Origin of the sequence: Mesorhizobium sp. B2-2-4 (genome assembly GCF_006442375.1) — a bacterium.
Lineage (GTDB): Bacteria > Pseudomonadota > Alphaproteobacteria > Rhizobiales > Rhizobiaceae > Mesorhizobium.
Window position 1 is genome coordinate 118,780 of the sequence record NZ_VFWB01000013.1, and the last position, 15,966, is coordinate 134,745.

Consider the following 15,966-nt stretch of genomic DNA (forward strand, 5'->3'; position numbering starts at 1 on the left):
TCCCGCGATGGGGGGCACAACAACCACACCAGCTGGCTCCGCCGGCCGGCGCTTCGCCTCTCTGTTCATCACTCACGGCATCCTGATCACCGGCGCGGCGTTCATTCTCCTGCCTTTCCTGTGGATGCTGGTGACCTCGATCAAGCCGCCGGAAGAGGTGTTCAACGCCCAGCTCAGGATCTGGCCGAAGCATTTCTACGGCTTCGAGAATTATGCGATGGCGCTGACCAGCGCGCCGCTGCTGCGCTTCGCTCTCAACGGCGTCATAGTGTGCGGCGGCATCCTCATCATCCAGCTTCTGGTCGCCATCCCATGCGCCTACGCGTTGGCCAAGCTGAAGTTCCCGGGCCGCAACCTGCTTTTCGTCCTCGTCCTGCTCGGCCTATGCGTGCCCGAACAGGTGCCGGCGCTGCCGATCTACATCGCGCTGGCGAAGATGGACCTGCTGAATACCTATTTCGCCATGATGGTGCCCTTCTTCCTCTCAGTCTTCGCGATCTTCCTGTTCAGGCAGTTTTTCCGTTCCTTCCCCGACGACATCATTCATGCCGCGCGGCTCGACGGGATGAGCGAGTTCGAGATCGTGTGGCGCATCGTCACGCCCAGCGCCATGCCGGCGATCGCCGCCTTCGCGGTGTTTTCCTTCGTCGCGCACTGGAACGACCTCTACTGGCCGCTAATCGTCATATCCGACGTCAACCTGGCGCCGCCGCCGCTCGGCATGATGTTCTTCTCGGACGCCGAAGCCGGCACCAATTACGGCGCACTGACGGCCGCCGCGACCATCCTGACCGCGCCTCTGCTGCTCGCGTTCCTGTTCGCACGCCGCCGCTTCATCGAGGGCGTCACGATGACCGGCGTGAAATAAAACTGACAACTGGCGCGGCTAGAAGCCCGGTCGCGCCGTTCCCCCACACCTTTCGCGGGGCAAGGCGGCATCATCGCCTCAAGAGCATCGGGCAAATCGCATAACCGGAGGAAGCCTTAATGAAATTCCTGTCAAAGATCATCGCGGCCTCGGCCGTATTGCTGGGAGCGGCGTCGACAGCGCTGGCCCAGTCTCCCGTGACGCTCGACGTCTACTACGCATTCCCGGCCTTCGCGAAGTTCCATGAGCCGCTGGCCGCGGAATTCATGAAGGAACATCCCGACATCAAGATCCAGTTCCGCGCGCCGGCGGCCAGCTACGACGAAGGCCACCAGGCCATGCTGCGGGCCTCCATCACCAACAACCTGCCCGACGTCTATTATTCGGGCTATCACGTCCTGCATGAACTGGTCGGCAAGCTGAAGGCGCGCAACCAGATCTTGGACCTCGGCACGATGATGGACGCCGAGTCGAAGGAATGGCGCGACGCCAACTACGCCGGCAACATTCTCGACCTCGGCCGGGTGGACGGCAAGCTCTACGGACTGGCCTTCAACGCTTCCATGCCGATCATGTTCTACAATGCCGACCTGGTTAAAAAGGCCGGCGGCGATCCCGACAACATGCCCACCGACTGGCCGGGCATCATGGAACTCGCCAAGAAGATCAAGGCCACCGGTTCCGGCATCGCCGGCCTCGCCTACAATATTCATGACTGGCCCGACGAATGGCTCTGGGACGCCATGTTGATGCAGGGCGGCGGCGAGCTGACCAAGGACGGCAAAGTGGCCTTCGGCGACGAGCACGGCCTGAAGGCGCTGGAATATTTCCGCAGCTTCGTCACCGATGCCGGCATGCCGTTGATCGACTGGGATCAGTCGCGCCAGGCCTTTATCGCCGGCCAGATTGGCATCTTCTTCGATACGCCTGCCCGTCTCAGCCAGGATACCGAACTGATCGGCGACCGATTCAAGCTGCGTACCGCGGTCTTCCCGGTCGACGACAAGGAAAAGGGTGGCCTGCCCACAGGCGGCAACGCGGCGGTGATCACTGCCTCCGACCCGGCAAAGCAGAAGGCGGCCTGGGAATTCCTTAAATTCGTCACCGGCCCCAAGGCGCAGGAGCAGGTCGTGAAGATGAGCGGCTACCTCCCGACCAACAAGGCCGCCACCGGGACCGACTATCTCGGCCCGTTCTACGAAGCGAACCCGAATTACGCCACCGTTGCCAAGCAGATGGCACTGTCGCGCCCGTGGCCCGGCTATTCGGCGGGCAACACGGTCCGCATCTGGCGCACCCAGCGCGAGATCATCAGCAAGGTCATGAGCGGCGACGTATCCATCAAGGACGGGCTCGACAGCCTCGTCTCCGAAACACAGGCACTCATGAAATAAGTCGCCATGCCACGCGCGCCGGCCGGCTTCGGCTGGCGCGCCCTTTTTAAGGTGGCGCCGATGTGGCGCCCTTCTTGTGTCAGCCCTCCCTTCACACTGCCGGACCTCCCGATGCTCATTGCACAGATCAGCGATTTTCATATCCGACCCGACGGCCAGATGGCCTATGAGGGTCTCCAGACCAACACCATCACTCGTCGCGCCATCGCGACCGTCGCCGCGCTCGATCCGGCGCCCGATTGTGTCCTCGTCACCGGCGATCTCGCCGATTGCGGTCGCCCGGAAGAGTATGCGCTGGTCGCCGACATGCTGTCGGCCCTGCCCATGCCCGTCTTCGTCATTCCTGGCAACCACGACCGGCGTGAGACAATGCGCGAGGTGATGGCGCCGAAATTCCCCTATCTGAGCCAGTCGCCGGATTTCCTGCATTATACGATCGAGGACCTTCCGGTCCGCCTTATCGGGCTGGACACGGTGCAGCCGGGCGAGGACGGTGGTGCGATCTGCGAGCGGCGCGAAGCCTGGCTCGGTGAGCGTCTCGCCGAGGGCGACGGCCGCCCGACCTTCGTCTTCATGCACCATCCGCCCTTTCCCGTCGGCGTGCACGGCATGGACATCATGATGTGCGTCGTCGGCGACGGCTTCCGCGACATGATCAGGTCCCACGCCGAAATCGAGCGGGTGGCCTGCGGGCACTATCACCGGCCCATCACCACGCGCTTTGCCGGCACGGTCGGCTTCGTCGCGCCGGGCGTCGCGCACCAGGTCGCGCTCGATCTTCGTCCGGGCGAGCCCAATCGCTTCATCTTCGAACCGCCGGCTTTCGCCCTGCACGCCTGGTCGCCGCAGACCGGTGTCGTTTCGCACGTCGTCCCGATCGGCGATTTCGGCCCCGCCCACGATTTCATCACCGATGTCGACTACCCCGGGAAAAACGAAACATGAGCGACTACCGTCAAATCCTGAAAGACGCCGATGCCATCGCACGCAAGGCAGCCGCGACGTTGATGTCGATGCGCGAGGAGCGCCTCGACGTCACGCGCAAGGAAGGGCTGGATATTGTCACCGCCGCCGATCTCGCTTCGGAGCGCATTGTCATCGACGGGCTGCGCGCGCTTACGCCGCAAGCTTCCATCCTGTCGGAAGAAGCCGGCACGACGGGAATCTTGGGCGAAAGCCGCTGGATCGTCGACCCGCTCGACGGCACGATAAACTACGCGTCCGGCCTGCCGTGGTTCTCCGTCACCATGGCCTATCAGGAGCAGGGTGCGACGAAGGTCGGCCTGACCGTCGCGCCCGCCGCCGGCTTCGAGGCGCACTACACCTGCGAGGGGATCGCGACCGTCAACGGCAAGACGGCCAATGTGTCGACAACTGCAAGACTGGCCGATGCGGTCATTGCCGTCGTGCTGACGTCGCACTTTTCGGCCGAGGAGGTGGCGCGCACCGCAGAGATCGTGCGGCGGCTCGGCGTCGGCGCGCGCGGCGTGCGCGTTATCGTCTCAGGGGCCTTTGAATATTCGATGGTCGCCGCCGGCCAGCTCGATGCGGCGGTTTCGATCAAGGCCGACGTCGTGTCCTACGCGGCTGCCATGCCGCTGCTACGCGCAGCAGGAGGCAAGGTCACCACGCTTTCAGGTGTCGACTCCACAGACGAGGACACGCAGAAGGTCGGCTCGAACGGGCTCATTCACGACGAACTTCTTGAAGCGCTACGCGGCCTGTGACACCTGGCGCGCAAACCGGAGCGAGCATGCAAGACACATTGATCATATTCGACTGCGACGGCGTGCTGGTCGACAGCGAACCGCTGGCGGCGCTTGCCTACGGGCGGGTCTATTCGAAACACGGCATGGAACTCGACCCGCAGGCGGTCCTGCAATGCGTCGGCATGAAGCAGACCGACATCCTGGAGCGCATCAGGCTCACGACCGGCCATCGTCTTGAGGAGCATCAGACCACGGATTTATGGGACGAGGTGAAAGCGCTCTTCACCGAAAGTCTGCAGCCGATGGCGGGCCTGAAGCCCTTCCTTGAACAGCTGTCCAATCCCCGCTGCGTCGCCTCATCCTCCTCGCTGGAACGGATACATCACAGCCTTTCGGTCACAGGGCTCGCGAGATTCTTCGGCGAGAACATATTCTCATCGTCAATGGTCGCGCGCGGGAAGCCCGCCCCCGACATCTTCCTGTTCGCCGCGGATCAGATGAGCATCGAACCGAAGCACTGCGCGGTTGTCGAGGACTCGCCTTTCGGCGTGCAGGGCGCAGTCGCCGCCGGCATGACGGCGATCGGCTTCATCGGCGGCGGCCACACCTATCCGGGGCATGCCGAGAAACTACGCGTGGCCGGCGCCCGAACCATCTGCGCCGACTGGGACGAAGTCGCGCGCGAACTCGTTTCTCTGGAGTTGATCGCACCCGTCTCCGTGTAGATTTCAGGCCCAGCGAAAGCCGGGCAGCAGATAATCCGGCACCGCCCTTTCCTGCTCAAACACCGTCGAAAGCGCCGCGTCGCCGAATGTAACAGATAGGTAGGATTCCGTAATTGGGGCCGGAACAAGAGCTGTTTCAGAATCTGCTTAAGGTCGAACGGAGAGCGAACACCCGGATGTTCGCTGTGGATGCGCGATTGCCAGCGAACTTTCGAAACTACCTGCCGGTGCCAGAGGTACCGCTCACATGATCATTATCAGGTAGCCGAAGTTGGTCCAAAAGGGGCCGTGCCGTTGACGATCACCGCACCGGCTGAGCCAACGAATCGTCCAATTGCACCGTCGCCGCCACGCCCTGACGAGCGCGAGGCCGCCTTAGATTTCTTTGCTTTCTCTTTTTCACTTGACGCGGTTCTTCGTTTGAAAGCGCACCCGTCACGCAGTCGACCACGTTGAACGCAACAAAGTCCGCTTCCAATTGCTCGGCGAGGCCCGCCGTATCCTCCCTGGGCTTGTCATGGGTGTCGTGCCAGAGCGCGATTCCGATGCGTGCACACGGTGCGAGTCGCCTCAAGCGCCTCACGACGAACACCGCGTGTTTGAACGAATCGCGGTTGAGGAAGCCCACGACGACTGCGTCGCGAGCTTCAAGCGGAAGTTTCCGGATCCGCGCGGGGAGGAGGTCACGGTGGCTCGCGGCCACGCAATCCGCACCCTCGATCGAAATGACCTGCGCGAGCATCGCAGCGGCCACATCGTCGAGGTCTCCGCGCCCGCCGATACACAGCACTGACTTCCCAGCACCATCCGGGAGATCAGGCGCAAACTCGGCTTGATCCTCATCCTCTTCGCCCGGATCCGCGCTCGCGCCTTCTTTTTCCGCGTGCTCGTCTTCTTCCTCTTCTTCTTCCTCCGCGGCGATCTCGTTGAGGTTGGCCACCAGGGTGCGGGCGTTTTCGGCAAGGTTCGCCAACTGACTTGCCGTCAGTGCGCCCCGAGCCCGGTCCTGTTCACCAAGCAGCAACGCCGGAATCGCAACCGTGCTGTGGAACTCGATCAGGTATTTCTCCTCGAGCATTTCTTCCGCGTTGTCGGTGGCTTCGTCGATATCGTCGGCAAGAAGCCGCTGGTACAGACGCTCCTTCGGGTCAAGCACCGGCTCATCGCCAAACAGGATCTGCAGGAATTCGAACTGGGGCACGTGCCGTCCAAGCACGACAAGGCAGACGGTCAACGGCGTCGACAGCACCAAGCCGACCGGGCCCCATAGCCAAGCCCAGAAAACGGCGGCTACGATGATCGCCAGCGGCGAGAGGCCCGTGTGCGAGCCGTAAAGCCAGGGCTCGACGATGTTGCTGATTACGAGCTCTGCCAAGATGAAGAGAGCGCCAGTCCATACCAGTAAGCTCCAGCCGGGAGCCACTGCGAAGGCAAGAAACAAAGGTATCACCGCCGCGATAACCGGACCGATAAAGGGTACGAAACGCAAGACAACGGCCAACATGCCCCATAGCAGGGCATTGGGAATGCCAAGAAACCAAAGACCTATCGCAAGGGGCACGCCGTAAACGATGTTCACGACCAATTGCATGAGCAGATATTGTCCGACGCGACTGCCTGCATCCTGCAATGCCTGGGTCGTGCGATGGAGATCGCTGTAGCCCACAAGGCGGATGAATCGATCCCGCAATTCTTCACGCTCGAGCAGCATGAAAATCACCACGATGATGACAAGGCCGGTCGTGGCGAGTGGTCCGATCAGCGGCTCGATAATGTTCCTCAGCGTCTCTATCGGACGCTGGGGCGAGAATATCTGAACCAGAAGCGGATCCTGCTGCTTCGTGGTTTGCTCCACATCTGCCTGCCCGCTGGATTGGGATTTGTTTATCTCAGTGTTGACGCGCTCGAACACCTTGCCGAGCCGGCTGATAAGGCCGTCTTCGGATCCTGTTTCTTTCAAAGTCCGAATCTTCTCGAGGATGTTGGATTGGTATGTCGGAATGTCCTGCGCGACCTGGCTCACCTGCGTGGCAACGATCAGGCTGAACAGCGACACGAGGACGAAGGCCGATGCAACCGCGCCAAGCACAGCGATCATTCGCGGCAGCTTCAACTTTCGGAGCAAAGAAACAATCGGCGCCAACGCAAATGTGAGAAGGACCGCTATTGCCAATGGCAGCAGGACCTCCTTGGCGACGTAAAGAATGGCGACGGTAGCAATCATCGCCACGACGGTTGCCAACTTCGATGTCATAAAAGCAGGGGGCATGATGGGACCTATCTGCAATCTCGCGATTTAGAGGACGGCCATGGCCTAACCGCGCAAAGCGTGCGCTGGTCCATATACTGGCACCTCCTCAGCTTCTGGCCAATGACCTGGTTCGTTACACCGCATGTGTGATGATCTCGAACTTTTGCAGGGCATGTAGCCCAAAGGTGTGGATCATCGGAACATCCGCGGCGTCCCTCGCAGGCCCAAAAGATTTCTTTGGCGGCGTGCTTCCTACCCGGCTGGCAATGACCAAGGTCATCACGCATGGCGTGACCGGCGCGTCCGTATTTCGGCCTGGTGACTGGCCAGCGGAATTCGCTGAACGGATCAGCGCTGCGGTTTTGCCGGGTTACAACACGTTCTCCCGAGCCGACACTTTGAAAGCGGCGGATTGTCGGCCGCAGCCGACGCTACCGTGCATTTTCAGCGAGAGGATCCCGACGAGGGTGCCATCACGCGCTACACGGCGGTTACGCGGAAATCCGTTTAGCGATGATCAAGGGAGTGATTGACGAACTCAAAAGCAGGCACCGAAAACCGGTCGAAGCTCGAGTTTGGAAAAGGGCGGCAAGCCGATCGTCGATGGCGAACTCGACTTGGATGCGCTCTCGATGGGGTCGCCGGTTCGACGGCAGACGGCCGTCATATCGGCTTGCCTGGAATCAAGGAACATGGGGGGGGAGTCTTTTGTTCGGGAGTTACAGAACCGGATCGATGGGAGCGACTGAAAATGAGACAAGACATTGTGGCTGGCGCGAACTTCCCCGACTACGTTCTTCCCGACCACACCAAGACACCACGGCGGCTGTCGGACCTGCAGGGCGACCAGCTGATGATCGTGATGCTGACGCGTGGGTTCTTCTGTCCGAAAGACCGGCAGCAAATGCTCGAACTGGTGCGGTTTCACTCGCAATTGGTCGTCGGCTACACACAGCTCGTCACGATCACCACGGATGATTGGCATACGACCAACAACTACCGCCAGCAGACCTCCGCGCCCTGGCCCTTTCTTTATGACGAGGAACGGCTCGTGCAGAAGGACCTGGACATCAAGGAATACACCGACACCACGCACGACGTGATGATCCCGCACACGATCGTGCTCGGGCGGGACCTCGAAGTCTTCAAGGTCTACAACGGTTACTATTACTGGGGCCGCCCCTCCACCGCCGAATTGCACGCAGAACTGCGCGAACTGGCGCGAAGGACCTATCGCGACTGGGACATCACCGAACCCGAGCTGCGGGAGAAATGGAAGAAAGGCGATAAATCCGACTTCTACCCCTATGGCGGGAATTCCATCTCCATGGACACACTCATGCTCCAGATGGCCGGCGCGGTCGACCAATATGCCGGTCGGGCAAAGAGAAGCTGAACGGAGGAAGCCAGCATCGCTCGCGGCGGTCTTCTCCCAGTCACGCTTTTTGTCCAGCCGCGCTTGGTAAACGAACCTTTTTCCGATCCGGGCCTGCTACTGGATTTCCGCTTCCGCAACAGGGCCATCCTTTTCTATCTCGGAGAGCTTTCGACGCTTTCGCTGCGCGAATTCCTGCGGATTCGCACGTCTTCGTGACGCACATGCATATGGATCACTTCAGCGGTTTCGACCGCCTGCGCAGGCTGTCGCTTTACAGCGCAAGCCCGGAAGTCCACGGTCAAAATTTTATTGAGCAACATCACTTGTTTAGAGGAAAGCCGATGGTACCGTTGGCTGGGATCGAACCAGCGACCTCCGGATCCACAATCCGGCGCTCTAACCAGCTGAGCTACAACGGCACGTCTGCCTGAGCGGGATCGGCGGAACATAGTCCCCTCGAGCGCTCTGTCGTTCGGCGATGCGTCCTTACGGGCTTATGGATTTTAATTCAAGGCTTTTGCAAAGCAAAGGTCACTTGCCCACATGGAAGCGGATCTGCGGACAAGAAAAAGGCCGGCGGGAGGAGGTGCCGGCCTTTTCCTGTTACGAGCCAGCGGGAGGAGGTGCTGGCTGGTCACCCCGGAGGCGGAGGGAGGAGGTTCCGCCGACCGGGTATTCGTTGATGGCTGCCATCATACACACGATCATTTCGAAGAAAATGCGACCTTTTGTTACATCTTCTGATCATGCGCAAATATTAGGCGGCCTTGATGTCCTTCATCGCCTTCTCGAAAACGGTCTTGATCGGCTTGGAGACATCCTCGGCCGCCTTGGAGGCGACGGTCTGGAACTCCTTGGCTTGCTCGACGGTCATTTCGACGCGCTTGCGCAGGAACGCGGTCTGCAGCTCCACGACTTCCGACAGCGATTTGGCGCCGATCAGCGCCTCGAGATGCGAAAAGCCCGCTTCGGCATTGGCGCGCAGTGCGGCAACGGTCTTGAGCGACAGGTCGCTGGAAACGGTCTTGGCGGACTCGTATGTGGATTCCAGGGCCTTCTGGGTCTCCTCGGCGCCAGTCTTGAGCTTGGCGTAAGCCTCCTTCGACTGCTCGACGCCCTTCTCGGCGAAAGCGCGGATCTGGTCGGTGGCCTTGGAAGCGTCAAAGCTCGGGAATTCAACGTTTTCGATGGTCTCGGCAGTCTTGGTCCTGGACATTTTCCATCCTTTTCAGCGGTAGCGGCTTTGACGGAAAGCCGTCTCGTTCATGTATGATGGCAATATAAAGGCAATTTTTGTGCATTGCAATATCTTTGTTGCACTGCACCATAGATTCCGTTTCGGCCGTTAACCAAGAGCCGAAATTCAGGCCTATGCACGTTCTGGCTTGTGGACCTTCGCGCCGCCGGCTTTTATTAACAAAGCGTTAACTGCAAAAATGCCCGCTGCATGAGGATTTCGCCAGCGCATGCCGTCCGAATATTCCTTTCTTGACGTCGCCGTGCTCGACGCGGTCCGCCAGCGCTTCGCCGCCGGCGACGCGATCGCGATCCTGTCGGCGAATCTGGAGCAGGTGATCTGGGCCAATGGACCGGGTGCCGCGGTGTTCGGCTATCCCGACATCGAAAGCATCATCGGCGCCGAGGCACGGCTGCCGCTGATCGCCCGCCGCCAGATCATGGCAACCAGTGGATTTCCCGACATCGGCAGCGACCGCACCATCACGGTCAGGCTGGCGACCGGCATGTCCAGCCGCGCCATCGGCTTCCTTGCAAGCGCTGTGGCGCTGCCCGACGGCGAGAACGCCATCATGCTGGCGGTGCCGGCGGCCCAGACCGGCTCGCGCAGTGCAGCCGAAATCGCCGGCAGGGCCATCAGCGGCTTCACGGAAGATGGCCATTTCATCGCCTTCATCGACGCCAGCGGCAATGTCGAAGCGGCATCGGAGAGCTTTTCGCAGCTCGGCATCGAGCCCGCGACGCTGGCCGCGCTGGTGGCCGACGTCGCGAATGAGGGCGACCGCATCGTCAAGCGGCTGGTTCCGGGCGGCGGCACATCCTATCCGGCGGGCCTCGCCCGGCTGACGCCTGAGCGGCATTTGCTGGTGGTGATCGACGAGAACAGGCTGGACGACGGTGCGCCTGGGCAGGGAACTCCAGCGGCCGAGCGTTCCGAAGAACGTGACCGCTCACAGGCCATCGCCAAGGATATTTCGGAACCGGCAGCGCGAATCGCTGCCGAAGCGGCCGTGCAGGAGGCGGAGGCGGCAGAACCCGGACAACCGGCGACAAGCGGCACGCCGGCACAGCACGACCATTGGTATTTCAATGCCGGCGAGGACGGGAGGCATGCGCGCGGCCCAGCCGCGCCGGACGCCGAAGCTGCACTTTCGCCGGCTGCCGCCGAAGGTCCAGCCGAGGACGCGAAGCACGATGCCCAGGCTCCAGTTGTTCCGGCAGCCCCGGCCGCCAGGACCGTGGACCGCACGGCGGCGCCGCTGCGTTTCGTCTGGCGAACCGACGCCGAGGGCAGGTTCAGCGCGCTGTCGCCGGAATTCGCCGACGTCGTCGGCAAGCCGGCAGCGGATGTCATCGGCCGGCGCTTCAGGGACGTCGCGGCGGCCTTCGGGCTGGATGCGTCCGGCGAGATCGCCGGTCTCCTGGAGCGGCGCGACACCTGGTCCGGCCGTTCCGTGCTGTGGCCGGTCGTCGGCACGGACCTGAAGATCCCGGTCGACCTGGCGGCCCTGCCGGTCTATGGCCGCAGCCGTGCCTTCGAGGGCTTCCGCGGTTTCGGCGTCGCCCGCGCCGGCGACGCCGTCATCGATCCGGAAGCGATCGGCATGGCGCTGGTGCCCAACAGCGAGGCCCCCCAGGCGCCGGAACCGGTCGAACCCGCACCCGAGGAGCCGAAGGCCGAGGAGTTGAAGCCATCGGACCCGTTCCGGGGCGAGGTGCCGGCGCTGACCATCGTGCCGAAACCTGAACGCCGCTTTGCCGACAAGGTGATCCGTCTGGCCGAACATCGCCAGCCGGCTAACGACAAGGGTCTGTCGACCCTGGAACGCAGCGCCTTCCGCGAAATCGGCGAGCGGCTGAAGAAGGAAAGCAGCCCGGACGAGCCGGAGGCTGAAAGACCGGGTCCGGACGATGCCGGGCAACCGGAGGCGGCAACGCCGGCGGGGCCGTCCGAGAAACCAGCGGACGCCCGCAAAAACCTTGCGCCAAAGGGCGAAGCCGCACCGGCTGAGCCGTCCGAAACCGATGTCGATGCCGAGGATGCAGAGGATCTCGCCCGGCTTGATGGCGAACGGCCGGACAAAACGGCTGATGAGGAGCCCGCCGACACGGTGGCCGGAGTGACGGGTTCGCTGCTCGACTATGCCGAGCGGAGCGAGGAACCAGCGCCGATCGCCGACAACAATGACGAGACCCCGGCTTCCGAACCGGCGGCGGCGCGGACGGAACGGGAGAGCGAAGAGCCCGTCGCGGCGGCAGGCGAACCGGCCGTCGCCGGCACCAACGATGACATTGCCCACGACGAGAGCATGACATCAGCCGATTTTCGCGATGCCGAGGACAGTGAGGACTGGGTCGAGGACGAGGAAGCGTCCGCGTCCGATGAGCAGGCCGCGACCGCCGAGGGGGCCGCCGGCACAAGCGACGCGGTGGAGGCTCCGGTCGAGCGGCCACGCCTCAAAGTGCCTCCGCTCAAGCTCGAAGGGTTCGTGCCGTCGGCCTTTGCGGTCGGAGACGAGAGCAAGGCTCCCGACACCTCGCTCCTGAGCAAGCTGCCCGTGCCGCTGCTCATCCATTCCGGGGATGAACTTCATTACGCCAACGAGGAGTTTCTCGTCCTGACAGGCTATGAGACGCTCGATGAACTGGCGGACGCCGGCGGGCTGGGCGCGCTGTTTGCCGATCCCTATGGCCATGATGGCGCCGCCGAGGGCGCGGACCGGGCGTTGCGGCTGAAGACGCATGGCGGGCAGGAATTTCCAATCGAGGCTATCCTGCGTTCGGTTCCGTGGCGCGACGGCAAGGCGCTGATGCTGGTGGTGCGCCGTTCGGGCGAGGATGAGGCACCGGCGGCACTGCATGCGGCCGGCGACGAGCAGACGCAGCCCGATATTTCCGAGCTCAAGGCGCGCATCGCCGAGATGCGCACCATCATCGATACCGCCACCGACGGCGTCGTGCTGATCGGCCGTGACGGCGCGATTCGTTCCATAAGCCGTCCAGCCGAGGCGCTGTTCGGCTTCGACAGCGACGACGTGACCGGCAAGCCGTTCGCCTCGCTGTTCGCCATCGAAAGCCAGCGCGCGGCGCGCGATTATCTCGACGGCCTGTCCGAGCCCGGCGTGGCGAGCGTCCTGAACGACGGCCGCGAAGTCATCGGCCGCGAGGCGCAGGGCCGCTTCATTCCGCTGTTCATGACCATCGGCCGGCTGCCCAACGACAGCGGGTTTTGCGCGGTGGTGCGCGACATCACGCAGTGGAAGAGGGCCGAGGAGGACCTGACCCAGGCGCGTGCGGTGGCCGAGCGCGCCTCCTCGCAGAAGACGGATTTCCTCGCCCGCATCAGCCACGAGATCCGTACGCCGCTCAATGCCATCATCGGCTTTTCCGAACTGATGGTGGACGAGAAATTCGGGCCGGTGGCCAATGACCGCTACCGCGATTACCTGCGCGATATCAACCGATCGGGCAATCATGTGCTCGATCTCGTCAACGACCTTCTCGATATCTCCAAGATCGAGGCCGGCCAGCAGGAAATGGCCTATGAAGCGGTGTCGCTCAACGACACACTGGCCGAGACGGTGGCGATGATGCAGCCGCAGGCCAACCGCGAGCGCGTCATCATTCGCTCCAGCTTCGCGTCGCGACTGCCGGAAGTGGTGGCGGACCTGCGCAGCGTGCGCCAGATTGCCCTCAACATCCTGTCGAACGCCATCCGTTATACCCAGGCCGGCGGCCAGGTGATCGTCTCGACCGCCTATGAGACATCAGGCGATGTCGTCATGCGCGTGCGCGACACCGGCATCGGTATGAGCCAAGCCGAGATCGAGCAGGCGTTGAAGCCGTTCAAACAGATCAATGCATTGAAACGGGGGCGCGGCGACGGCACCGGTCTCGGCCTGCCGTTGACCAAGGCGATGGTTGAAGCGAACCGCGCCCGTTTTATCATCACCTCGACGCCCGCCGAAGGAACCCTGGTCGAGATCGCGTTCCCGTCGACGCGCGTGCTTGCGGAATAGGCAAGCTCCCGTCCATCCAACCGCCTGAAAAAGAAAAGGCGCCCAACAGGACGCCTTGAAAGATGGGATTTGCTGTCACAACGGGGGCTTGAGCGAATTCAGATCCTCCGGGGGCTGAGGAACGGGATTTCTCCCTCAAGTTACGTGCGACTATCGACGCCGGGCCTTAACAAGTCCTTACCAGGTCCCGAAAAAATTTACGAATGTGTACCACTCGTGAAATCTAGGTAAATTCGCGCGGCAGATTTGATTAACCATGCCGGGCGGGGCGGTCACTCGGCCAATTGCGGCAGGTTTCTGAACAGCTCGAGCGCCTCGGGATTGGCGAGCGCCTCCTTGTTCTTGATGGCGCGGCCATGCACGACGTCGCGCACCGCAAGCTCGGTGATCTTGCCCGATTTGGTGCGAGGAATGTCTGACACGGCGATGATCCTGGCCGGCACGTGGCGCGGGCTGGCGCCGGCGCGGATTTTCGCCCGGATGCGCTTCTCCAGATCCTCGTCGAGCTGAACGCCGGCGGCCAGCCGCACGAACAGCACCACGCGCACGTCATTGTCGAAATCCTGACCGATACAGAGCGCCTCCAGGATTTCCGGCATCTGCTCGACCTGATTGTAGATCTCCGCCGTGCCGATGCGCACACCACCCGGATTGAGCGTCGCGTCGGAGCGGCCATGGATGATCATGCCGCCATGAGCGGTCCACTCGGCGAAGTCGCCATGGCACCAGACATTGTCGAAGCGCTCGAAATAGGCAGCCCGGTATTTCTTGCCCTCGGGGTCGTTCCAGAAGCCGATCGGCATTGCCGGGAACGCCTTGGTGCAGACCAGTTCGCCTTTCTCCTGCCTGACCGGCTTGCCGTCGTCGTCCCAGACGTCGACAGCAAGGCCGAGGCCTGGTCCCTGGATCTCGCCGGTCCATACCGGTTCAGTCGGGACGCCGAGGACGAAGCAGGAAACGATGTCGGTACCGCCGGAGACCGATGCCAGATGCACGTTCTTCTTGATCCCGTCGTAGACGAAGCGGAAATCCTCGGGCGACAGCGGCGAGCCCGTCGAGGAGATGGCGCGCACGGTCGACAGATCATGGCTTTGGATCGGCTTGAGGCCGGCCTTGCGTACCGAATCGATGAATTTCGCCGAGGTGCCGAAGAAGGTCATCTTCTCGGCGTCGGCGAAGTCGAACAGCGCATTGCCATTGGGGTAGAAAGGCGAGCCGTCATAGAGCAGCAGCGTCGCGCCCGAAGCGAGGCCCGACACCAGCCAGTTCCACATCATCCAGCCGCAGGTGGTGAAGTAGAAGAAGCGGTCGCCGTCGAGCAGGCCTGCGTGCAGGCGATGTTCCTTGAGGTGCTGGATCAGCGTTCCGCCGGCCGAATGGACGATGCATTTGGGAATACCGGTCGTTCCGGACGAGAACAGGATGTAGAGCGGATGCGCGAACGGCAGCCGCTCGAAGGTGACCTGCCTGACCGCGAAGGGCGACAGCGCCTCTTCCATCGCCACGGCCTTTTCGATCGTATCAGCGACATCGGCCGAGGTGCCGAGATAGTCAACGACCACCACCTTGCGGACAGTGCCCAGCTTTGCGGCCACCGCGGCGATCTTGTCGGCGACCTCGATCGCCTTGCCGTTGTACCAGTAACCATCGGGGACGATGAAGACGACGGGTTCGATCTGCCCGAACCGGTCGAGAACGCCCTGCTCGCCGAAATCCGGTGAGCAGGACGACCACACCGCGCCGATAGAGGCGGTCGCGAGCATGGCGGCGACCGTTTCCGGCATGTTGGGCATCATCGCAGCGATACGATCGCCCTTCTTGACCTTGAGCGACAGGAAGAGCTGCTGGAAGCACGAGGTGAGCGCATGCAATTCGTTCCAGGACAGCCGGCGCTCGACCTTGTCCTCGCCGCGAAACACGATCGCCTCTCCTGCTCCGGTCTTCTTCAGGAGGTTCTCGGCGAAATTCACCATCGCGTCGGGAAAGAAGGCCGCTCCCGGCATCTTCTCGCCATCGACGAGCACACGCTCGCTTCCGGCGCTGGCCTTGTCGCCGACGATGCCGCAAAAATCCCAGACCAGGCTCCAGAACGCTTCGCGGTCCGCCACCGACCAACGGTGAAGGTCGGCATAGGAGCTCAGAGGCATGCCGCTTTTTGCAGCGGCGGCCTTCATGAAGGCGGTCAGCGGCGCAGCGTCAATCTGGTCCTGCGTCGGGGTCCAGAGTGGTACTTCGGCAGCCATGATGGGTCCTCCCAGGATCGCCACCGCTTATGCATATTGCGCCGCAGCAGAGCAAGATTTTGTTCGGCCGAGGCGTCCAGATGTGCGCAAATGCCATCGCCGGGCCATAAAGACTTGAAATGCCTCGACCCTAAGTCGTAGTG

The 15,966-nt window shown here is 62.2% G+C and carries 9 protein-coding genes, 1 tRNA gene and 1 pseudogene; 7 read left to right on the plus strand and 4 right to left on the minus strand.

Going from position 1 to position 15,966, the window contains the following annotated elements:
- The first annotated feature begins 7 nt into the window (after positions 1-7).
- The 5 genes from FJ959_RS27185 (at position 8) to FJ959_RS27205 (ending at position 4,696) form a co-directional block, all read left to right on the plus strand.
- Positions 8-868 carry a carbohydrate ABC transporter permease gene (locus FJ959_RS27185; protein WP_140498557.1) on the plus strand — a complete coding sequence of 287 codons (861 nt, stop codon included), beginning with the start codon at positions 8-10 and terminating at the stop codon, positions 866-868.
- Positions 869-987: 119 nt separating this feature from the next.
- Positions 988-2,262: an ABC transporter substrate-binding protein gene (locus FJ959_RS27190; RefSeq protein ID WP_140498511.1), complete on the plus strand. Its 1,275-nt coding sequence runs from the start codon at positions 988-990 to the stop codon at positions 2,260-2,262.
- A 111-nt stretch (positions 2,263-2,373) separates the two neighbouring features.
- The gene (locus FJ959_RS27195) at positions 2,374-3,207 is read left to right on the plus strand and encodes a phosphodiesterase (RefSeq protein ID WP_140633096.1); all 834 of its coding nucleotides are present in this window, start codon (positions 2,374-2,376) and stop codon (positions 3,205-3,207) included.
- Positions 3,204-3,989: an inositol monophosphatase gene (locus FJ959_RS27200; RefSeq protein ID WP_140633099.1), complete on the plus strand. Its 786-nt coding sequence runs from the start codon at positions 3,204-3,206 to the stop codon at positions 3,987-3,989. Before FJ959_RS27195 ends, FJ959_RS27200 begins: the two co-directional genes overlap by 4 nt.
- A gap of 26 nt (positions 3,990-4,015) precedes the next feature.
- Complete coding sequence (locus FJ959_RS27205) at positions 4,016-4,696, plus strand: HAD family phosphatase (RefSeq protein WP_140567202.1); 681 nt, start codon at positions 4,016-4,018, stop codon at positions 4,694-4,696.
- Between the two features lie 301 nt (positions 4,697-4,997).
- On the opposite strand, the pseudogene FJ959_RS27210 reads toward FJ959_RS27205, so the two are convergent.
- Positions 4,998-6,944: pseudogene (locus tag FJ959_RS27210) on the minus strand (AI-2E family transporter); the annotation flags it as partial.
- Between the two features lie 754 nt (positions 6,945-7,698).
- Here FJ959_RS27210 and FJ959_RS27220 point away from each other — a divergent pair.
- Positions 7,699-8,343 (plus strand): redoxin domain-containing protein, encoded by a 645-nt coding sequence (locus tag FJ959_RS27220; RefSeq protein ID WP_140567197.1) that lies wholly within the window; start codon positions 7,699-7,701, stop codon positions 8,341-8,343.
- A gap of 324 nt (positions 8,344-8,667) precedes the next feature.
- Here FJ959_RS27220 and FJ959_RS27225 read toward each other — a convergent pair.
- Together FJ959_RS27225 and FJ959_RS27230 are read right to left on the minus strand one after the other, a co-directional pair.
- Positions 8,668-8,744, minus strand: a tRNA-His gene (locus FJ959_RS27225).
- 338 nt (positions 8,745-9,082) lie between these two features.
- Positions 9,083-9,541, minus strand: a complete 459-nt coding sequence (locus FJ959_RS27230) for a phasin (RefSeq protein WP_140498518.1) — start codon at positions 9,539-9,541, stop codon at positions 9,083-9,085.
- A 250-nt stretch (positions 9,542-9,791) separates the two neighbouring features.
- Between FJ959_RS27230 and FJ959_RS27235 the strand changes: the two genes are divergently transcribed.
- Positions 9,792-13,580 carry a histidine kinase dimerization/phospho-acceptor domain-containing protein gene (locus FJ959_RS27235; protein WP_140633105.1) on the plus strand — a complete coding sequence of 1,263 codons (3,789 nt, stop codon included), beginning with the start codon at positions 9,792-9,794 and terminating at the stop codon, positions 13,578-13,580.
- Positions 13,581-13,852: 272 nt separating this feature from the next.
- Here FJ959_RS27235 and FJ959_RS27240 read toward each other — a convergent pair whose 3' ends face one another.
- Positions 13,853-15,823 carry an acetoacetate--CoA ligase gene (locus FJ959_RS27240; RefSeq protein ID WP_140581335.1) on the minus strand — a complete coding sequence of 657 codons (1,971 nt, stop codon included), beginning with the start codon at positions 15,821-15,823 and terminating at the stop codon, positions 13,853-13,855.
- Positions 15,824-15,966: the final 143 nt, after the last annotated feature.